The organism is Bradyrhizobium sp. Kon56 (assembly GCF_055807635.1).
Genome location: NZ_JBVVOU010000005.1, coordinates 164,889 through 185,468 on the forward strand (window position 1 = coordinate 164,889; position 20,580 = coordinate 185,468).

At 65.1% G+C, this 20,580-nt stretch carries 19 protein-coding genes; 9 read left to right on the plus strand and 10 right to left on the minus strand.

Annotation, left to right across the window (positions count from 1 at the left end; all coding sequences use genetic code 11):
• Window positions 1-12 precede the first annotated feature (12 nt).
• The gene (gene guaA / locus AC0L3B_RS10520) at window positions 13-1,611 is read right to left on the minus strand and encodes a glutamine-hydrolyzing GMP synthase (RefSeq protein WP_473380364.1); all 1,599 of its coding nucleotides are present in this window, start codon (window positions 1,609-1,611) and stop codon (window positions 13-15) included.
• A gap of 148 nt (window positions 1,612-1,759) precedes the next feature.
• Between guaA and AC0L3B_RS10525 the strand changes: the two genes are divergently transcribed.
• A complete protein-coding gene (locus AC0L3B_RS10525) occupies window positions 1,760-2,131 on the plus strand; it encodes a nuclear transport factor 2 family protein (protein ID WP_085395931.1) in 372 nt (123 codons plus the stop codon).
• Between the two features lie 41 nt (window positions 2,132-2,172).
• On the opposite strand, the gene AC0L3B_RS10530 is transcribed toward AC0L3B_RS10525, so the two are convergent.
• Window positions 2,173-2,625, minus strand: coding sequence for a winged helix-turn-helix transcriptional regulator (locus tag AC0L3B_RS10530; protein ID WP_085395930.1), 453 nt, complete (start codon window positions 2,623-2,625; stop codon window positions 2,173-2,175).
• A gap of 95 nt (window positions 2,626-2,720) precedes the next feature.
• On the opposite strand from AC0L3B_RS10530, the gene AC0L3B_RS10535 reads away from it, so the two are divergent.
• The 3 genes from AC0L3B_RS10535 (at window position 2,721) to AC0L3B_RS10545 (ending at window position 4,886) form a co-directional block, all read left to right on the plus strand.
• A complete protein-coding gene (locus AC0L3B_RS10535; RefSeq protein ID WP_085395929.1) occupies window positions 2,721-3,992 on the plus strand; it encodes an MFS transporter in 1,272 nt (423 codons plus the stop codon).
• A 92-nt stretch (window positions 3,993-4,084) separates the two neighbouring features.
• Window positions 4,085-4,417, plus strand: coding sequence for a DHCW motif cupin fold protein (locus AC0L3B_RS10540; protein ID WP_085362172.1), 333 nt, complete (start codon window positions 4,085-4,087; stop codon window positions 4,415-4,417).
• Between the two features lie 259 nt (window positions 4,418-4,676).
• Entirely contained in the window at window positions 4,677-4,886 is a 210-nt protein-coding gene (locus AC0L3B_RS10545; RefSeq protein ID WP_007592195.1) for a cold-shock protein, read from the plus strand.
• A 133-nt stretch (window positions 4,887-5,019) separates the two neighbouring features.
• Here AC0L3B_RS10545 and AC0L3B_RS10550 read toward each other — a convergent pair whose 3' ends face one another.
• Entirely contained in the window at window positions 5,020-6,318 is a 1,299-nt protein-coding gene (locus AC0L3B_RS10550) for an RsmB/NOP family class I SAM-dependent RNA methyltransferase (protein WP_018459195.1), read from the minus strand.
• 34 nt (window positions 6,319-6,352) lie between these two features.
• Complete coding sequence (locus tag AC0L3B_RS10555; RefSeq protein ID WP_007592199.1) at window positions 6,353-6,775, minus strand: MAPEG family protein; 423 nt, start codon at window positions 6,773-6,775, stop codon at window positions 6,353-6,355.
• A gap of 169 nt (window positions 6,776-6,944) precedes the next feature.
• On the opposite strand from AC0L3B_RS10555, the gene AC0L3B_RS10560 reads away from it, so the two are divergent.
• Entirely contained in the window at window positions 6,945-7,616 is a 672-nt protein-coding gene (locus AC0L3B_RS10560) for an acriflavin resistance protein (protein ID WP_473380365.1), read from the plus strand.
• Between the two features lie 55 nt (window positions 7,617-7,671).
• On the opposite strand, the gene AC0L3B_RS10565 is transcribed toward AC0L3B_RS10560, so the two are convergent.
• The 3 genes from AC0L3B_RS10565 to guaB form a co-directional block, all read right to left on the minus strand.
• Complete coding sequence (locus AC0L3B_RS10565) at window positions 7,672-7,962, minus strand: hypothetical protein (protein WP_026233756.1); 291 nt, start codon at window positions 7,960-7,962, stop codon at window positions 7,672-7,674.
• A gap of 150 nt (window positions 7,963-8,112) precedes the next feature.
• Entirely contained in the window at window positions 8,113-9,135 is a 1,023-nt protein-coding gene (locus AC0L3B_RS10570) for an NADP-dependent oxidoreductase (RefSeq protein ID WP_085395926.1), read from the minus strand.
• A 299-nt stretch (window positions 9,136-9,434) separates the two neighbouring features.
• Entirely contained in the window at window positions 9,435-10,925 is a 1,491-nt protein-coding gene (gene guaB, locus AC0L3B_RS10575; RefSeq protein ID WP_007609139.1) for an IMP dehydrogenase, read from the minus strand.
• A gap of 380 nt (window positions 10,926-11,305) precedes the next feature.
• On the opposite strand from guaB, the gene AC0L3B_RS10580 reads away from it, so the two are divergent.
• Entirely contained in the window at window positions 11,306-12,796 is a 1,491-nt protein-coding gene (locus tag AC0L3B_RS10580) for an MFS transporter (RefSeq protein WP_473380366.1), read from the plus strand.
• Window positions 12,797-12,812: 16 nt separating this feature from the next.
• On the opposite strand, the gene AC0L3B_RS10585 is transcribed toward AC0L3B_RS10580, so the two are convergent.
• Window positions 12,813-13,499 (minus strand): RlmE family RNA methyltransferase, encoded by a 687-nt coding sequence (locus tag AC0L3B_RS10585; protein WP_473380367.1) that lies wholly within the window; start codon window positions 13,497-13,499, stop codon window positions 12,813-12,815.
• A 1-nt stretch (window position 13,500) separates the two neighbouring features.
• Window positions 13,501-14,568, minus strand: coding sequence for a Ppx/GppA phosphatase family protein (locus AC0L3B_RS10590; protein ID WP_026233757.1), 1,068 nt, complete (start codon window positions 14,566-14,568; stop codon window positions 13,501-13,503).
• 210 nt (window positions 14,569-14,778) lie between these two features.
• On the opposite strand from AC0L3B_RS10590, the gene AC0L3B_RS10595 reads away from it, so the two are divergent.
• Window positions 14,779-17,151, plus strand: a complete 2,373-nt coding sequence (locus AC0L3B_RS10595; protein WP_018459203.1) for a xanthine dehydrogenase family protein molybdopterin-binding subunit — start codon at window positions 14,779-14,781, stop codon at window positions 17,149-17,151.
• Between the two features lie 162 nt (window positions 17,152-17,313).
• Here AC0L3B_RS10595 and AC0L3B_RS10600 read toward each other — a convergent pair whose 3' ends face one another.
• Window positions 17,314-18,120, minus strand: coding sequence for a hotdog family protein (locus AC0L3B_RS10600; protein ID WP_018459204.1), 807 nt, complete (start codon window positions 18,118-18,120; stop codon window positions 17,314-17,316).
• A 141-nt stretch (window positions 18,121-18,261) separates the two neighbouring features.
• Here AC0L3B_RS10600 and AC0L3B_RS10605 point away from each other — a divergent pair, with 141 nt between their 5' ends.
• Window positions 18,262-18,759, plus strand: a complete 498-nt coding sequence (locus AC0L3B_RS10605; protein ID WP_018459205.1) for a YaiI/YqxD family protein — start codon at window positions 18,262-18,264, stop codon at window positions 18,757-18,759.
• A gap of 8 nt (window positions 18,760-18,767) precedes the next feature.
• Window positions 18,768-20,573 carry an ABC-F family ATP-binding cassette domain-containing protein gene (locus tag AC0L3B_RS10610; protein ID WP_018459206.1) on the plus strand — a complete coding sequence of 602 codons (1,806 nt, stop codon included), beginning with the start codon at window positions 18,768-18,770 and terminating at the stop codon, window positions 20,571-20,573.
• Window positions 20,574-20,580: the final 7 nt, after the last annotated feature.

Consider the following 20,580-nt stretch of genomic DNA (forward strand, 5'->3'; position numbering starts at 1 on the left):
GGTCTCTAAAAACTACTCCCACTCAATCGTCCCAGGCGGCTTGCTGGTCACGTCATACACCACCCGGTTCACGCCCTTCACCTCGTTGATGATGCGCGTCGCGGTCTCGCCCAAGAACTTCATGTCGAACTGGTAGAAGTCCGCGGTCATGCCGTCGGTGGAGGTGACGGCGCGCAGGCCGACGACGAAGTCGTAGGTGCGGCCGTCGCCCATGACGCCCACGGTCTTCACAGGAAGCAGCACGGCAAAGGCCTGCCAGATGTCGTCGTAGAGACCGTGCTTCCTGATCTGGTCGATGTAGACCGCGTCCGCCTTGCGCAGGATCTCGAGCTTGTCGCGGGTGATCTCGGCGGGGCAGCGGATGGCGAGGCCGGGGCCCGGGAACGGGTGGCGGCCGACGAAGATTTCGGGCAGGCCGAGCTCGCGGCCGAGCTTGCGCACCTCGTCCTTGAACAGCTCGCGCAGGGGCTCGACCAGCTTCATGTTCATGCGCTCGGGGAGACCGCCGACATTGTGGTGCGACTTGATCGTCACCGACGGGCCGCCGGTGAAGGAGACGCTCTCGATCACGTCAGGATAGAGCGTGCCTTGCGCCAGGAAGTCAGCGCCGCCGATCTTCTTGGCCTCCGCCTCGAACACCTCGATGAAGAGGCGACCGATGGTCTTGCGCTTCACTTCCGGGTCGGTGACGCCTTCGAGCTCGCCCAAAAACTGCTTCGAGGCATCCACGTGCACGAGCGGGATGTTGTAGTGGTGGCGGAACAGGTCGACGACCGTCTTCGCTTCGTCAAGGCGCAGCATGCCGTGATCAACGAAAACGCAGGTGAGCTGCTCGCCGATCGCTTCGTGGATCAGCACGGCCGCGACCGCGGAATCGACCCCACCGGACAGGCCGCAGAGCACCCTGCCCTTGCCGACCTGGGCGCGGATCTTGGCGATCTCCTCCTCGCGGAAGGCGCGCATGGTCCAGTCACCGGACAGGCCTGCGATCTTGCGAACGAAATTGCGGATGAGTTTGGCGCCGTCCGGTGTGTGCACCACTTCGGGGTGGAACATCAGGCCGTAATATTTGCGCGTCTCGTCCTGGATGATGGCGAACGGCGCGTTCGGCGAGGTGCCGGCCACCGAGAAGCCCGGCGGCATCTTGGTGATGCGGTCGCCATGGCTCATCCAGACCTGGTTCTTGCCGCCTGGCGACCAGACGTCCTCGAACAGCTTGCTCGGCGCTTTCACCTCGACATCGGCGCGGCCGAATTCGCGGTGATGGCCGCCCTCGACCGTGCCCCCGAGCTGCTCCGCCATGGCCATCTGGCCGTAGCAGATGCCCATCACCGGCACGCCGGAATCGAAGATCGCTTGCGGGGCGCGGGGCGAGCCGGCCTCATGCACCGATTCAGGGCCGCCGGAGAGAATCACCGCCTTCGGCTTCATCTCGTTGAAGGCTTGTTCGGCCTTGTTGAACGGGACGATCTCGCAATAGACGCCGTCCTCGCGCACGCGACGCGCAATGAGCTGCGTCACCTGGCTGCCGAAGTCGACGATGAGAATCTTGTCATGCGCCGAGGCCACGGAGGGCGTCGACGCGGAGCGGTCGGTCTGTGCTGCTGTCATGGCAAGCAGATACGCGACGGGGGCTTTTCCCGCAACCGCGCGGGCCGCGCGCCCACATTCTTCTTTGGGGTATGGACAGATCGATATAGGTAAGTATTATTGACCTATATGGCCCGCCACTCACCAAGGGCCGATCAGGGAGAACGCCATGCCAAACCATCATCAGCCGTCATCGCTTGCAGAGCTCGGCCGCACCTGGGTCGAGGCCTGGAACGCGCGCGACCTCGAACGCGTGCTCACGCTCTATGACGAGGACACCGTGATGACCTCGGACCGCATCCCCGCGATGGGATTCGATGAAAGCGGCACCGTGCGCGGAAAGGATGCGTTGCGCGCCTATTGGGGCAAGGCGCTCGCCCTGTTGCCGAATCTGCATTTCTCGCTGATCGAATTGTTCGTCAGCCCTGATAGCGTGGTGGTGTTCTACGAGAACGAGCGGGGAAAGCGGATCTGCGAATATCTGCGGGTGAACGCGGCCGGAAAGATCGTGCAGGGATCGGCGAATCATCCGGTGCCCTGAGTCGCGCTTCTAGCTCGAGGACGCACCAAGGCCGACGCGAATCAGCGCTTGCGCAGACCGGCCTTTCTCACCCTGGTATCGGACCATGCCAGCGGACGGCCGGCCCGCGACGGAAGCACGAGCTTCCCGACCGGCTGGCCCGTCTCGTCCACCAGGTCCGAATGGACTTCGCCGCGCGCGTAGAGATTCGCTTCGCCCCATTGGCGCAAGCTGACCACGACTGGAAACAGCTCGCGCCCCCTCTTGGTCAGCGCATATTCCCGATAGGCGCTGCCGTCGGAGGCCGGAATCAGTTCGAGCACGCCAAGCTCCACCAGCCTGTGCAGCCGCGCAGTGAGCATGCCCTTGGCGATGCCGAGGTTGTTCTGGAAATCGCCAAATCGACGCAGCCCGTCGAAGGCATCGCGCACGATCAGAAGCGACCAAATGTCCCCAACTGCGTCCAGTGCACGCGCCACCGGGCAGTCAGCCTCGGCAAAACCGGTCCGCTTCATTCGCCGCCCTCCAAATTGGTCTTAAAATAGGACTGGACAGCGCGGTGTGCAACTGGTCTTATTTTAAGACTAGATAGAACGTGCCGGAGACGACAATGACAATCCACGATGCCGCCACAGCCGGACCGACCAACGCCGACGAAAAGGCCGACGACACCGCCGGGCGCGGGCTCTCGCGCGGGATGGCGATGCTGCTGGCGCTGACCTGCGGCCTGAGCGTCGCCAATATCTACTTCGCGCAGCCGCTGCTCGATGCCATGGCGCGCGATCTCGGCATCGACCCCGCCGCGATCGGGATGGTGGTGACCTTCACCCAAATCGGCTACGCGTTCGGCCTGATCCTGGTCGTGCCGCTCGGCGACCTTTGGGATCGCCGCCGCCTGATCGTCGGCCAGACCGTGCTGTCGGCGATCGGCCTCGTCATCGTCGGCACGGCGGCGCATGCCGCCGTGCTGCTTGTGGGAATGGCGCTAGTCGGCATGCTCGCCGTCGTCGTCCAGGTCCTCGTCGCCTTTGCCGCGACGCTGGCCAGACCGGACGGGCGCGGCCGCGCGATCGGCACCGTCACGAGCGGCGTCGTCGCCGGCATCCTGCTGGCGCGGTTCGCCTCGGGCGCGCTGGCCGATTTCGGCGGCTGGCGAATGGTCTACCTGGTCTCGGCCGGCCTCATGCTGGCCATGGCGGCGCTGCTCCTGCGCGTGCTGCCGCGCGGCCGGCAGTCGGCGCTGGCCCGATCCTCTTATCTGTCGCTGTTGCGCTCAACCGCCTCGCTGTTTGTCGAGGAGCCGATACTGCGCGAGCGCGCGTTGTTTGCGTTTCTGATCTTCGCCAATCTCAACGTGTTCTGGACGTCGATCGTGCTGCCGCTCTCGGCGCCTCCCTTCGCGCTGTCGCATACCACCATCGGATTGCTCGGCGTCGCCGGGTTCGCCGGAGCGCTCGCGGCGCGCAATGCCGGGCGGCTTGCCGATCTCGGATGGGCCCAGCGGACCACCGGGCTGTCACTGCTGCTGATGCTGGGTGCCTGGGCTCCGATCGCCTGCCTGCAAAGCTCGCTCTGGCTGGTCGTCGCCGGCGTGATCGTGCTGGATCTGGGACTCCAGGCCGTGCACGTGACGAGCCAGAGCCTGATCATCGCCGTGCGGCCCGATGCGGCGAGCCGACTGGTGGGCGGTTACATGGTGTTCTACTCGGTCGGAAGCGCGATTGGCGCGATCGCGTCGACGATGGTGTACGCGATGGCCGGCTGGTCCGGCGTCTGCGTGCTCGGCGCGGGAATCAGTGCCGCCGCGCTGCTGGTCTGGGTCATCATCGCAAGCAGGATGCCGGTGACGGCAGATTGCGCGCTGATGCATGGGCAAAAATAAGGGCCGAAAACAATAAGAACTGTAAAAATGAGGACTACCGCGAAAGCATCCGATAGTAACGGCACTGCCGTCGCCGCCTCAGGATCACCATCATGAAGCTGCCCACCTCCCCGTTCACCGTCACCGACTGGAGCAAGGTCGAGCCGACCGTCCATCCCGGCGAGACCGGGCAAGCCAAGTGGCGTACGCTCGACATCGGCGATCTCCGGGTGCGGATGGTCGAATATTCGCCGGGCTATCTCGCCGACCATTGGTGCGACCGCGGCCACGTGCTGTACGTGCTGCAGGGCGAGCTCGACAGCGAGCTGCGCGACGGCCGCAAGTTCAAGCTCACGGCGGGGATGAGCTACCAGGTCTCGGATTTCGGCGATGCAGCGCACCGATCCTCGACGACGACGGGGGCGACGCTGTTTATCGTCGATTGAGGCGCCCCGGAAGGGTTAATTTGCACCGCAAAATAGCAAAATTCGGCGACATCCCGAGCGGCGGGTGGTGCCTTGAAGTGGCCCCAAAATCTCGCTATATTGTGATCATCGATACTTGGCCGAACGACTGGGCCGCTTCGCTTCGTTGCTGACGGGCGCGCACGCTTCAGATGATTTCTCCAACATCGACTGATCAGGACTATGGGCGCAATAGTGCGTACCGGTCCGCGTGTTAACTTCTTAAGCAAAGGAAATTCCCATGGCTATGGGCACCGTGAAGTGGTTCAACAATCAAAAGGGTTTTGGTTTCATTCAGCCGGATGACGGCGACAAGGACGTGTTCGTGCACATCAGCGCCGTCGAGCGCGCTGGCCTCTCGACCCTCAACGAAGGTCAGAAGGTCTCGTTCGACATCGTCGCCGATCGTCGCAGCGGCAAGTCCTCGGCTGACAATCTCCGCGTCGGCTAAAGCCCGCGCACCGTTCTGACCACGGACGTACCGGCAGAACGTCGAGTTAGAAAACCCCGCGACCGGGTTCCGGTTCGCGGGGTTCTTGTTTGGTGAGACAGGCGTCGCGTCATCCGCGATGTCGTGGGGTGGGCTATGCCTTCTTCAAGACCGAGACGAAGAACCCGTCCGTTCCCGTCCGCCGCGGTGTCATCAGCCAGCCTTCCGGCGATTGCAGCGCGGCTTGCGCAAACTCCTCCGCCTTGTCCCAGAGCACGCTCGCGGTCTGCTCGGGCGGCACCACAGCGAACTCGGGATGGCGGGCGGTGAACGCCCTCACCTGGTCGCCGTTCTCCTCTGAGAGCACCGAGCAGGTGATGTAGGCAATGCGGCCGCCGGCCTTGAGCAGCGGAACCGCGCGATCGAGCACCGCGGTCTGGTCCCGCAGGCGGATCTCCAGCGCGCCCGGACGCATGCGCCATTTGGCATCGGGATTGCGGCGCCAGGTTCCGGTTCCCGTGCAGGGCGCGTCGATCACGACGAGGTCGGCGGTCGCGCTGATCTCCGCCAGCGGATCGGCCTCGCCCTTGGGCGTGCGCACATCGGCATTGTGGACGCCGGCGCGCGACAGGCGTTCGTGAATGGGCGCAAGTTGCCGCTTGTCGCTGTCGGTCGCGATCAGCCGGCCCTTGCCCTGCATCATCGCGGCGAGCGCCAGCGTCTTGCCGCCGGCCCCCGCACAGAGATCGATCACCTGCTCGCCGGGTTTTGCCGCGGTCAACGCAGCCGCAAGCTGTGACCCCTCATCCTGCACTTCAATGGCACCCTTGATGAAATCCTCTTCGGCCTGGATGCCGGGGTTGCGCGCATCGGCCGAAAGCTCGATGCGCAGGCCGGTTGCGGACCAACGCGTCGGTTTCGCATGAAGGTGAGCAAGCGCCCCCAGCGTCTTGTCGCGATTGGATTTTAACGTGTTGACGCGCAGGTCGAGCGGCGCCCGGCTCGCCATCGCGGCCGCCTCCGCGACGCGTTCGTCGCCGAACGCTTTTGCCAAATACGGATCCAGCCATTCCGGATAGTCACCGGCGATCGCGGCCGGGGCACCTTCAAGCGACCGCGAGGCGAGCGCGGCCTGCTCGGGCTCGGTCAACGGCGCGGGGGCAAAGCGGCTGCCGTCGAACAGCGCGGCCATCGTCGCCGTATCCATGTTGCGCTCGAGGCGAAGCATGCCGATCAGCCGCGCACGCGCGGTATCCGAATCCATCAGGTAGGCGCTCGAGGCATAGCGGCGCAGCACGTCCCAGACGAGGCCGGCAATGGCGGCGCGGTCGCCGGATCCGGCGAAGCGGTGCGCGGTGCCCCACTCCTTCAGCGCCTTGGCCGCGGGCACGCGGTCCTTCTCGATGGTGTCGATCAGTTCGATGGCTGCGGACAGCCGGGCAGCGGGAGTCATTTGAATCTTTCAGATCAGGATCGGCGAGTAGCGCCTAGATCAGCAACAGCATTTTCAACGCGAAGTAGATCCACATCGCGAGCAGGACGAGCACGCCGGCGAGCCAGATCGTGGAGCGGCGGCCGAGATTGTTGGAGGAGACGAAGATTCCGGCATGGACGAAGCGCGTCACCACGAACACCCAGGACATCAGCACGATGAACAAATCGGCATGGCGCAAGGGGAGCGCCAGCGCGATCAGGGCGTAGAACAGCACCGGCAGCTCGAACTGGTTGCGGTAGCAATTGGCGATTTGTGTTGCGCCCTTCGGCCAGTTCGGCTCGCCGAGCGCAATGTCGCGGCTCTTGGTCTCGCCGGAAACGAGCGCGCGCCGGCGTCCCATCGCCATGGCGATCAGGAGCGCGAAGGTGAGGCCGACTTGCACGAAGACCGGCAGCAAAACCATTTGAATGGACATCGGAATTTCTCGGGATTTTCCCATCCGGCGGAAGGCACAGCTAGCGTCCATTAGCGGTCACCGCTGGTCCTGACAATCAACGAGTTGAACCGGCGTTCCCGATGAGGCGACCAACTGTCGACAGTTAAAGCGATTTTGGCCCCTCGGGGGCGCAAGGCGAGAGACCGCCATGAACACCCTCTTCAGCCAGATCGGCAGCCTGACCGGCGCTTTGACCGAGTCCGCCGACGGCCAGTTCGGCATCCTGATGTCGGCGCTGGCAGGCATCGCGACGGCGCTCGCGGTGGCGCTGGCAATGACGGTCTACTCCCGAATGAGCTATCGGACTTGGCGCGATGTCCTCAGGCATGGCCTCGCTGCGCTCGCCGCCCTCGCTCTGTTTGCGTTTGCCGCCTACGACATGCGCCATGCCGCGCTCGCCTATCTCGGCCTCAATCCCTCGAAACCCGCGGTCGAGTTCGAGATCCGCATGCCCAAGGAGACCTTGGCGGCGGCGTCCGACACCCAGATCGAGCTGCATACCGACCGCAACCAGACGCTGGCACTGGTCGAGGGCGTGCGGGAGCTCGGTGATGGCCGCTCCGTGCTGCGTGGCGCGGTACCGCTCAACCACCGCACTGCGGACCGCGTGCTGGTCGTGAACCTGCCCGGCAAGGGCACCTTCGAATTCCGCCTCCGCCTGCCGGCCGAGCCGCATCGCTCCGAACAGTCCGGCGCTCAGTTCGGCCCTCAGTTCGGCCCTCAGTTCGGCCCTTGGCACCTCGCCGACCGCATCGCCTCGCCGCTGGCAAGCCCGGTCGCGCCGCAGGACGCCTACACAATCCGCTATCGCGTGCCTTAAACTTTGTTCGATCGCCCCAAGATGGGCGGCGAGCATGAGCGCTGCCCATCGCGGCTCAAGCGACGCTTTTGAGATCCTGCTGGATCGCGGCAAGCAAGGACTGCAGCGCGTCGCTGTTCACCGGTTTGGCCCCGGTATTGGCGGGCAGAACATTGGCAGGCCGCGCGGCATTGACCGGGCGCTTGGGGAATGGCGGCGTGGGTGTGGGCATCGCGGATTGCGCGAACACGTCCTCGGTATGGACGAACTTGCCATGGATGACGTCGTCGCGACGGCCCATGACAAACATGGTCGCCCAATAACCGGCAGCCAGCAGGATTACGCAGAAAACAACAAGCTCTAACATCATCGCACCTGAAATATGCGCAATGATTCAATGCCTTCGCGAGCCCGTCAATGAACCGACGGTCACACCTGCGGCTTTTACGGGCGGGTGTGGCCGATCAGTCACTCTTTGTTAACCATACCCGGCCCCCGAGGGGGCGAGAGCGGCCGATCAAGCTTTGTCCGGCCCGACCCGCACCAGCTGCTTGCCGAAATTGGCCCCCTTGAGAAGCCCCATGAAGGCTTCGGGCGCGCTCTCCAGGCCCTCGGTGACGAACTCCTTGTACTTGACCTTGCCCTCGCGGACCCAGCCGGACATGTCGCGCAGGAAGTCGCCATGGCGGGAGGCGAAGTCGGAGACGATGAAGCCGCGGAAGGTCAGCCGCTTGGTCAGGGTCGCGCGCATCATGCTGGCGGCCCATTTCGGCGGCTTCGCTTCAGTGTCGTTGTAGTGGGCGATGAGGCCGCAGACGGGTACGCGCGCAAACGCATTGAGCAGCGGGAACACCGCCTCGAACACGGCGCCGCCGACATTCTCAAAATAGACGTCGATACCCTTCGGGCAGGCGTCCTTCAGCTTCGTCGCCAGATCGGGATCGCGGTGATCGATGCAGGCATCGAAGCCGAGCTCCTTCACGACGTAATCGCATTTGTCCTTGCCGCCGGCGATTCCAACCGCGCGTGCGCCCTTGATCTTCGCGATCTGTCCCACGGCCGAGCCGACCGCGCCGGAGGCGCCGGCGACGACGACGGTCTCGCCTTGCTGCGGCTTGCCGATATCGAGCAGGCCCGTGTAGGCGGTCATGCCGGGCATGCCCAGCACGCCGACGGCCGTCGAGATCGGCGCGAGCTTCGGGTCGATCTTGTTCAGCCCCTTGCCGTCGGAGATCGCGTGCGTCTGCCAGCCCGCGCGCGAGAGCACGATGTCACCCTTGGCAAAGTTTGGATTGTTGGAGGCTGCGACCTCGCAGACCGTACCGGCTTCCATCACACCACCGACGGGCACCGGCGTCGCGTAGGACGGACCGTCGCTCATGCGCCCGCGCATATAGGGATCGAGCGAGAGCCAGATCGTGCGCAGCAGGACTTCGCCTGCGGCAGGCGTAGGAACCGCGAATTCCTCGATGCGGAAATCGGACGGCTTTGGCTCCCCGACGGGACGCGCGGCGAGAACGATGCGTTTGCCTTGGGACATGATGGCTTCCTCCAAATTATACTTCGGCGTGGACGGAAGCGGAGGGAGGCAGCTGCGTCAATACAAAAACGGTGGAGCGTGGTGGCGCGACAGCGCCGCAAATGAAGTTTGGTACACACCAACTACGCCCTCGCTGTCATCGCCCGACTTGATCGGACGATCCAGTATTCCAGAGGCGGCCGTGATCGAGCCGAAAAGGCCGCGGCGTACTGGATGCCCCGGTCAAGCCGGGGCATGACAGCGCATGCGAGGCTAGCGCGCGAAAAACAACGCGCAGCCGAGCGGCACGAGAGCGGAGACTAACCCCCGCCCGGATAGTTCGGCGCTTCGCGCGTGATGGTGACGTCGTGGACGTGGCTTTCGCGCAGGCCCGCGCCGGTGATGCGGACGAACTGGGCCTTGTCGTGCAGGTCCTTCATGTCCTTTGCACCGACATAGCCCATCGCGGCGCGCAGGCCGCCCGCGAGCTGATGCATGACGTTGCCGACCGGGCCCTTGTAAGGCACCTGGCCTTCGATGCCTTCGGGCACGAGCTTGAGCGTGTCCTTGATGTCCTGCTGGAAGTAGCGGTCGGCCGAGCCGCGCGCCATCGCGCCGACCGAGCCCATGCCGCGATAGGCCTTGTAGGAGCGGCCCTGCCACAAGAACACTTCACCGGGCGTCTCGTCGGTGCCGGCGAGCAGTGAGCCGACCATCGCGATGTCGGCACCGGCAGCGAGCGCTTTGGCAAGGTCTCCGGAAAACTTGATGCCGCCGTCGGCAATGACGGGGATGTCCGACTTCTTCGCCGCCTCGACCGCATCCATGATCGCGGTGAGCTGCGGAACGCCGACGCCGGCGACGATGCGCGTGGTGCAGATCGAGCCCGGGCCGATGCCGACCTTGATGCAGTCCGCGCCCGCATCGATCAGCGCCTGCGCACCCTCCGAGGTCGCGACGTTGCCAGCAACGACCTGCACGGAATTGGACAGGCGCTTGATGCGGTTGACCGCATGGAGCACGTGACGGGAATGGCCGTGCGCGGTGTCGACCACGACGAGATCGACGCCGGCATCGATCAGCCGCTCGGTGCGCTCGAAGCCGCTATCGCCGACCGTGGTGGCGGCGGCGACGCGGAGGCGGCCCTGCGCGTCCTTGCAGGCCAGCGGATGGGCGACCGCCTTCTCCATGTCCTTCACGGTGACCAGGCCGACGCAGCGATACTGCTCGTCGACCACAAGCAGCTTCTCGATGCGATGCTGATGCAGCATCCGCCGCGCCTCGTCCTGGCTGACATTCTCGCGCACCGTGACGAGACCTTCATGCGTCATCAGCTCGGAGATTTTTTGCTGGCGGTCGGTGGCGAAGCGGACGTCGCGGTTGGTGAGAATGCCGACCAGCTTGCCCGGCGTGGACTTGCCCGCACCGGTGACGACGGGAATGCCGGAGATGCCGTGATCGCTCATCAGCTTGAGCGCATCGTCCAGCGTGGCGTCCGGGCTGATCGTGAGCGGGTTCACCACCATGCCCGACTCGTAGCGCTTGACCTGCCGCACCTGGGCAGCCTGCCCTTCGGGATCGAAATTGCGATGGATGACGCCGATGCCGCCGGCCTGCGCCATGGCGATCGCCATGCGGGCTTCGGTGACCGTGTCCATGGCGGAGGCCATGATCGGGATGTTGAGCGGAATGGCGCGGGTGACGCGGGAGCGGATGTCGACCTCGCCCGGCATGACGTCCGACAGGCCCGGCTTCAGCAGCACGTCGTCGAACGTGAGGGCTTCGCGAATGCCTTGTTGCACCGTGGCCATGTGCCAACTCCTTCCGCGGCCCTGCCGCAAATAGCTATGGATGAGCGCCGCCCTCGGCGTACCTTGCGGCAACGCCGGAGAATCGGAGCCCATCGGTGGGGTTGACGCGGGTCGATAGCACGGGCGGGCGACGAATCAAAGCAATTCGGACCGCCGGCCAGCCATGCACAGGCTTTTTTGGGCAAGTTCGGCGGCGGATAGCCTTCGCGGCGGCACGTACTGGCGAACAGCAGATCATCGTGATCTCCGGCGCAGGGCGCACCCGCTTGGGGTCACGCGGGATTTAGGTGCTATGCGTCGATCCGCAATGGTCGCGGCCCAGTGGCGGTGATAAGCCGCAATTCTCGCCCTTCGTTCCCGATGTCCATTACCAATCCGTCATGGTCGACAAGCAACGCATCATTCCGCTGATCGTAGCCACTGCTCTCTTCATGGAGAACATGGACTCGACGGTGATCGCCACGTCGCTGCCCGCGATTGCGGCCGACATCGGCACCAGCCCACTGACGCTCAAGCTCGCGATCACTTCCTATCTGCTGTCGCTTGCGGTCTTCATCCCGGCGAGCGGCTGGACCGCCGACCGGTTCGGCGCGCGCCTGGTGTTTGCGATTGCCGTCGGCGTGTTCATGGTCGGCTCGGTCGGCTGCGCGCTCTCGACATCGGTCACCGATTTCGTGTTCGCGCGCATCCTCCAAGGCATGGGCGGGGCAATGATGACGCCGGTCGGGCGCCTCGTGCTGCTGCGGTCGGTCGACAAGAGCGCGCTGGTCAACGCGATGGCGTGGGTGACGGTCCCTGCCCTGATCGGACCCGTGATCGGGCCGCCGCTCGGCGGCTTCATCACCACCTACGCGTCATGGCACTGGATCTTCCTGATCAATATCCCGATCGGGCTGCTCGGCATCTTCATGGCCTTGCGCTTCATCGATCCCATCAAAAGCGAGGAACGAGAGCCGTTCGACCTCTACGGCATGGTGCTCGCGGGCCTCGGGCTCGCCGGCATCGCCTTCGGGCTGTCGGTCGCCGGACTCAATCTGCTGCCATGGAGCACGGTTGCCGCCCTGGTCGTCGGCGGATCGATCTCGATGACGCTGTATGTCCTTCACGCGCGGCGAACGGGGTCGCCGGTGCTGGACTTTACGCTGCTGAGGCTGCCGACACTGCGCGCGGCCGTTCTCGGCGGCTTCATGTTCCGGCTCGGCATCGGCGCGCTGCCGTTCCTGCTGCCACTGCTGATGCAGATCGGATTCGGCCTCTCGCCGTTCAAGTCCGGCCTCGTCACGTTTGGCTCCTCGCTCGGCGCCATGGGCATGAAGGCGCTGGCCGCGCGCATCATCCGCGCCTTCGGCTTCCGCAACCTGATGACGGTGAACGCGATCATCAGTGCGGTTTTCCTGGCCGCCTGTGCCCTCTTCACCGTGACGACGCCCCTGCTGATCATCATGATCATCCTGGTGGTCGGCGGCTTCTTCCGTTCGCTCGAGTTCACCGCGATCAACACGGTGGCCTATGCCGAGGTCGAGCAGGCGCAGATGAGCCGCGCCACCACGCTCGTCAGCGTCAACCAGCAGCTCGCGGTCTCGGCCGGCGTCGCGGTCGGCGCCGCCTCCGTGGAGACGACGATGTGGTTCAGCCACGTCAGCGAGCTCGACGCCACCGTGTTTGCGCCGGCCTTCGTCGTGATCGCCGTGACCTCGGCGGCGTCGAGCTGGTTCTTCTGGCAGATGCCCGCCGATGCCGGCCACGAAGTTTCCGGCCGCAAAGCCGTGGAGATCGCGAGCCGCAAGGGCGCCGGCAAGGGCGCGGCCAAGGCGGCCGTCAAGGCGGCGACCGAGGATACGCAGGATGTGCGGGATCAGCGGCTGGGGTAGGCTCTCTTCTCGTCCGCTATTGCGTCGCCCCGCCCCGAAATCCCGTCGCGAGGACGTAGCGCTCCGAGGAATCCGCACGGCTTGCGGCCGGCTTGACGTGACGCACCGTGGCGAAATCGCGCTTGAGCTGGGCGAGCAGTTCGGCGTCGGCGCCACTCTGGAACGCCTTCGCCAGGAAGGTCCCGCCCGGCCTCAGCACATCGCAGGCGAACGCGGCAGCGGTCTCGATCAGGCCGACGATGCGAAGCTGGTCGGTCTTGCGATGACCGGTGGTGTTGGCAGCCATGTCGGACATGACAATGTCGGCGCCGCCGTCGAGCATGGCCTTGAGCTTGTCCGGCGCGTCATTGTCCATGAAGTCGAGCTGCGCGAACTCGACGCCGGCAATCTCGGGGATTTCGAGCAGGTCGATCGCGATGACCTTGCCCTTGCCGTCGACCGAGCCGACGCGCTTGGCGGCAATCTGGCTCCAGCCGCCCGGCGCGGCGCCGAGATCGACCACAGCCATGCCGTGCTTCAGCAGCCGGTATTTGTCATCGATCTCGAGCAGCTTGAACGCGGCGCGCGAGCGATAGCCCAGCGCCTTCGCCTTCACCACATAGGGATCGTTGAGCTGCCGCTCCAGCCAGAGCTTCGACGACAATTTGCGCTTGCCGTGGGTCTTGACCTGGACGTGCAAACGGCCGGTGGTGTCCTTGACCATCTCACCAGCTCCTGAGCGCGCCGTCTTCGCGCATCATCTCGACCAGCATGCCTTCGCGCAAGCCCCGGTCGGCGACGCGCAGGCGTGGCAGCGGAAAGGCGCGGCGGATCGCGTCGAGGATGGCGCAGCCGGCCAGGACGAGATCGGCGCGCTCAACGCTGATGCAGCTGTTCGCGGCGCGCTCCTCGTAGCTCATGCCAAGCAGCTTGTTGATGGTCGCGGTGACGTCGGTATCGTTCATCCAGACGCTGTCGATGCGGCGGCGGTCGTAGCGCGCGAGGTTGAGATGGATGCCGGCGAGCGTCGTCACAGTGCCTGACGTGCCGAGCAGATGCATATCAGTGAGATCGCCGCCATGCTGTTCGGCGAACGGCGCGATGTGATGGGCGACCTCGCGCTCCATCGCGGCGTAGATCTCGGGCGTCACGTCGCGGCCCCCGAACTGCTCGGCAAGCGTGACCACACCGAACGGGATCGACATCCAGGCTTTGATGCGCGGCTCCGGATTTGCGGCGTCGCGCTCGATCCGTACCAGCTCGGTCGAGCCGCCGCCGATGTCGAACAGGATTGCGCCGCGCCCCCTGGGATCGACCAGCGGCGAGCAGCCGAGCACGGCAAGCGCCGCCTCGGTCTCGCGGTCGATTACCTCGAGCTCGATCCCGGTCTCGGCAGCGACGCGGCTGCGAAAGCCTTCGGCATTCGAGGCGGCGCGGCACGCTTCGGTGGCGATCAGCCGCAGCCGCCGCGCTTTGCGCAGGTTGATCTTGTCGCGGCAGATGCCAAGCGCCACGATGGCGCGTTCGATCGCGGCCTCGCTGATGCACCCGGTTGCCGAGACGCCCTCGCCGAGCCGGATGATGCGCGAGAAGGAATCGACCACGCGAAAGCCGTCGTGGGTCGGACAGGCGATCAGGAGCCTGCAATTGTTGGTGCCGAGGTCGAGCGCCGCGTAGACGCCGGTTCCCGGCGCTTGCGCGCCGACGGCCGGTTCAGTGGCGAACGCCGCCGCCATCGACCCCAGCTCACCGTGCGGCGCAAGGCCGTCGCGGAGCCGCGTGTGGTCATTCATACAAACTGTCTTTCCGCGGCCGGTTAGGCCGATCTGGAATTGCTTTTTCGCCTGAAACATTAGCAGCGCACCAATCCTGCGCAACAACGCATCACATGGGACCATGCCCATTCGTGCGTTGTCGTGAGCGGGCCGGTGGGTTATTTTTGAGGGGTCCGGACCCCAGGCGCCCCCCAAACCGCGCATTTGCCGGCTTTTCAGGTCAATTCCATGCAAGAACACACCAAATCCTCCACGCTCGAAAACGCTATTGCACTGCAAAAATATGGCGTCGGGCAGCCGGTCCGCCGCAAGGAGGACGATACCCTGGTGCGCGGCAAGGGCCGCTACACCGACGATTTCAACCTGCCCGGCCAGGCCCATGCCGTGATCGTTCGCTCGACCCATGCCCATGGCGTCATTCGCGGCATCAACATCGATGCAGCCAGAGCAATGCCGGGCGTGCTCGGGGTGTGGACCGGCGAAGACCTCGATGCGGCCGGCTACGGCCCCTTCACCTGCGGCCTGCCGCTGAAGAGCCGTGACGGCTCGCCCCTGCTCCAGACCAACCGCCAGCCGCTCGCAACCGACAAGGTCCGCTTCGTCGGCGATCCCGTCGCCTTCGTGGTGGCGGAGACGCTGGCCCAGGCGCGCGACGCGGCCGAGGCGGTCGAACTCGACATCGAGCCGCTGCCGGCGGTGACCGATCCCGAGGAAGCCGCAAAACCCGGCGCGCCGCAACTGTACGACCACATCCCGAACAATGTCGCGCTCGACTACCACTATGGCGACACCGACAAGGTGAACGCGGCCTTCGCCAGTGCTGCTCACGTGACCAAGGTCGACATCGAGAACACCCGCGTCGCCGTGGTCTCGATGGAGCCACGCGTTGGCCTTGCCTCCTATGACAAGAAGACCGAGCGCTACACTCTTCAGGTGCCCACGCAGGGGGTGGCAGGCAACCGTGCCAATCTCGCCAAGAATCTGAAAGTGCCGAACGAAAACGTGCGCATTCTCACCGCCAATGTCGGCGGCTCCTTCGGCATGAAGAACATCAATTACCCCGAATACATGTGCATCCTGTACGCGGCGAAGACGCTGGGACGACCGGTGAAGTGGCTGGACGAGCGCTCGACCAGCTTCCTCTCCGATAGTCACGGCCGCGCGCAGAAGATTCATGCCGAGCTCGCGCTGGACGCCGAGGGGCATTTCCTCGCCGCCAAGCTCTCGGGTTACGGCAATCTCGGTGCCTACATCACCGGCGTTGCTCCCAGTCCGCTCTCGCTCAACACCAGCAAGAACTTTTCCAGCGTCTATCGCACGCCGCTGATGGCCGTCGACATCAAGACGGTGCTGACCAACACCACGTTGATGGGCGCCTATCGCGGCGCCGGCCGGCCCGAGGCCAACTACTACATGGAGCGGCTAATCGACCGCGCCGCGGACGAGATGGGCATCAACCGGCTGACCCTGCGGAAGCGCAACTTCATCAAGCAGAACCAGATGCCGTTCGCCGCGTCCTCCGGCGTCACCTATGACAGCGGCGACTTCCAGGCCGTCTTCAACAAGGCCCTCGAAATCTCCGACCACGAGAATTTTGCCAAGCGCAAGAAGGAGAGCAAGAAGTCCGGCAAGCTGCGCGGCATCGCCGTCGGCTCCTATCTGGAGGTGACCGCACCTCCCGGCGTCGAGCTCGGCAAGATCGTGTTCGATCCCGATGGCTCGGTGCAGCTCATCACCGGGACGCTCGATTACGGTCAGGGCCACGCATCCGCATTCGCGCAGGTCCTCTGCCAGCAGCTCGGCGTTCCCTTCGACAGCGTCAAGCTGGTGCAGGGCGACAGCGACATCGTCCACACCGGCAACGGCACCGGTGGCTCGCGCTCGATCACCGCGACCGGCATGGCGATCGTGGGCGCCGCCAAGCTCGTGATCGAAAAGGGCAAGCGCGCCGCCGCGCACATGCTGGAGGCCTCCGAAGCCGATATCGAATTCGAAGGCGGCAGCTTTACGATCGCCGGCACCGACCGCAGCATCGACATCATGGAGCTCGCCAAACGCCTGCACGACAGCAAGATGCCGGAGGGCGTACCCGACAGCCTCGACGTCGATCACACCAGCGAACCGGTGCCATCAGCCTTCCCGAACGGCTGCCATGTCGCCGAGGTCGAGATCGACCCTGAGACCGGCGTCGTGCAGATCGTGCGCTACAGCGCGGTCAACGATTTCGGCACGGTGATCAATCCGCTGCTGGTCGCGGGCCAGCTCCATGGCGGCGTGGTCCAGGGCATCGGCCAGGCGCTGATGGAGCACGTCCGCTACGACGAGAGCGGCCAGCCGATCACGGGCTCGCTGATGGACTACGCTCTGCCGCGCGCCGAGGACGTTCCGAACATGACGGTCGGCGACCACCCGGTGCCGGCCACGACCAATCCGCTCGGCAGCAAAGGCTGCGGCGAAGCCGGCTGCGCCGGCAGCCTGTCGACGGTCGTGAACGCGGTGATCGACGCGCTCTCCGAATACGGCATCAAGCACATCGACATGCCGCTGACGCCGGAACGCGTGTGGCGCGCGATCCAGGATGCGAAGGGGAAAGCGGCGTAAAGGGCGTTCCGTCGTCGCCACAAACTCCGCTGTCATCGTCCGCGAAAGCGGACGATCCAGTATTCCAGAGACGGTCGTGGGATACGGAGGAGCCTCGGCGTACTGGATTCCCCGCCTTCGCGGGGAATGACAGCGAGTGTGAGGACGCGCTGTGCTCCTTCCCTACGCCGCCGCCTGCTCGCGCGGCTGGTAGATCGCGATGTGCTGGCAGTGCGCCAGCGGCGTCGTGCCGTTGGCGACCACCAGCGCGTCGAGCTCGACGAAGCGGTGGCCCTTCTTCTCGTAGTTCGCGGTGACTTTTGCCCGCGCGGTGATCTCGTCGCCGGCGCGCGCGGCTGACAGCAATTGCATGCGGCTGCCGACATGGATCCAGGGGCCGAGCATCGTGTTGTCCACCAGCACGCGGTTCATGACGCGCTGGATCAGGCCGGGATGGCCGAGCCCCTCGCCCGCGAAGATCGGATCGGTCTCACGGATGTCGGCGAGATAGTCGGCGGCATCCTGCCCGGCCCAGCGGCGCGGCGTCGTGCCCAACCATTTGCCGGTCTCGAAGGTTGCTGGGCTGACCGGTTTGCGCTCGGCAACCGCGGGGACCTCGACATAGTCGCTCAACGACACCGCAGCCGCAGTCGCAGTTGCCTGCAGCGCCGCCGTGCCGGTGGCACAGAGCTCGGTGCGGCTGAACACCTCGATGGTGAGCAGGCCGTTGTGCTCGGTCGCATCGACGTCGGCGGTCTCGCCGTCATAGACCGGCTTGATGAAACGCGCCTCGATCAGCCCGCGCGACAGGAAATCGCGGCCCCAGCGCGACACCGGCACATGCATCATGTAGGCGAAGACGTCGACGCCGGGGACCAGCCCGCCGGAGAACCCGAAGCGGCGCGCCACTGCATCGTCATGCATCTTGTTTTCGGATTGCTTGGCCGTGTTGTAGGCCTCGACGCGATAGGTTTCGAGCCGGTTCGGCATGGCTTGGCTTTCCCCAATTTCTTGTTGTTTCGGCCCGATCGTAGGCCCTGAGGAACCGGGGTCAATCCCCTCGCCTTTGCGGCCCGAATGGGGTACCACGCGGCTGCTGCGGAACCGCTTCGCAAGCCCCATCTACGGACCATGACGAACCCTCAAAACACCACTCGTATCTATGTCGACGCCGATGCCTGTCCGGTGAAGGACGAGATCTATCGCGTTGCCGGCAGGCACGGCCTGCCCGTGAGCGTGGTCGCGGGCAATTTCATCCGCGTGCCCCAGGATCCACTCATCGAGCGGATCGCCGCTGGTGCCAGCATGGACGCAGCCGATGACTGGATCGCGGAACGCGCCGGGCCCGGCGATATCGTCATTACCTCGGATATTCCGCTCGCAAGCCGCTGCGTGAAGGCCGGCGCCGATGTGATCGCGTCCAACGGCAAGGCGTTCACCGAGGAATCGATCGGGATGACGCTCGCGGTCCGCAACCTGATGACCGATTTGCGCTCGGCCGGCGAAGTCACCGGCGGTCCGAAATCGTATTCACCGCGCGACCGCTCGACGTTTCTGTCGACGCTCGACCAGACCATCCGCCGCATTCAGCGCCGCCGCGCCGACCAGGCCGCAACAAGACAGGACTGAGACACCGCATGGCGCCACCGCTGATTCAACTGCGCGATATCAAGCTGACCTTTGGCGGCACGCCGCTCCTGGCGGGCGTCGAACTGTCGGTTTCGACCGGCGAGCGCGTCTGCCTGATCGGCCGCAACGGTTCCGGCAAATCGACGCTGCTCAAGATCGCCGCCGGCCTGGTCGAACCGGATGGCGGCAGCCGTTTCGTGCAGCCCGGCGCCACCATTCGCTACCTGCCGCAGGAGCCGGATTTTTCCGGTTTCTCCACCACGCTCGCTTATGTCGAGGCCGGCCTCAATGCTGGCGACGACCACTATCAGGCGCGCTATCTGGTCGAGCAGCTCGGTCTCAGCGGCGAAGAAGATCCGGCGCATGTCTCCGGCGGCGAAGCGCGCCGCGCCGCGCTGGCACGCGTGCTGGCGCCCTCGCCCGACATCCTGCTGCTGGATGAGCCGACCAACCATCTGGATCTTCCGACCATCGAATGGCTGGAGAGTGAACTGGAGAGCCGCCGCTGCGCGCTGGTGATCATCAGCCACGATCGGCGCTTCCTCGGCAATCTGTCGCGCAGCACCGCCTGGCTCGACCGCGGCCAGATCCGGCAGATCGACCGCGGCTTCAGTGCCTTCGAGGCTTGGCGCGACGAGGTGCTCGCGGAGGAAGAGCGCGACCAGCACAAGCTCGACCGCAAGATCGTCAACGAGGAGCACTGGCTGCGTTACGGCGTCTCGGGCCGCCGCAAGCGCAACGTCAAGCGACTCGGCAATCTCCACGCGCTGCGCGACCAGCGCCGCACCCATCGCGGCGCGACGGGCAACGCCAACCTGGCGGCTGCCGAGGCCGACAAGTCCGGCAAGCTCGTCATCGAGGCCAAGAATATCAGCCGGTCCTATGGCGAGCGAAAGATCGTCGACGGCTTCTCGATCCGCGTCCAGCGCGGCGATCGCATCGGCATCGTCGGCCCGAACGGCGCCGGCAAGACCACGCTGATCGAGATGCTGACCGGCGGCAGCGCACCGGACAGCGGCAGCATACGGCTCGGCGCCAACATCGAGATGGCGACGCTCGACCAGCATCGTGAAAGTCTCGATCCGAAGACGACGCTGGCCGAGGCGCTGACCGGCGGCCGCGGCGACCATGTCATGGTTGGCGGCAAGCCGAAGCATGTCGTCAGTTACATGAAGGACTTCCTGTTCGCCCAGGAACAGATGCGCACGCCGCTGGAGGTGCTGTCGGGCGGTGAGCGCGGCCGGCTGATGCTGGCGCGCGCGCTGGCAAAACCCTCCAACCTCCTGGTGCTGGACGAGCCGACCAACGACCTCGACCTGGAGACCCTCGACGTCCTCGAGGAGATGCTCAGCGACTACGAGGGCACCGTGATTCTGATCAGCCACGATCGCGATTTTCTCGACCGCGTGGTGACGTCAGTGATCGTGCCCGAGGGCAACGGACGCTGGCTCGAATATGCCGGCGGCTATACCGACATGCTGGCCCAGCGCGGCGCCGACGTGAAGCGCGCGACCGCGAAGGCCGTCGAAGAGACGAGAGAGCAGCGATCAGCCGTGCCGTCCGGCGTCGCGAGACGACGCTTGACCTTCAACGAGCAACACGCGCTGGAGACGCTGCCCAAGACCATCGCCAAGCTGCAGGCCGAGATCGCCAAGCAGCAGCGCTTCCTTGACGACCCCGATCTCTTTCGCAAGGATCGCAAGCGCTTCGACCAGGCCTCCGACGCTCTGACGAAGGCGCAAAAGGAACTGGCCGAGGCCGAGGACAAATGGCTGGAGCTCGAAGTGCGGCGCGAAGAGATTGAACAGGCCTAGCGTGCAT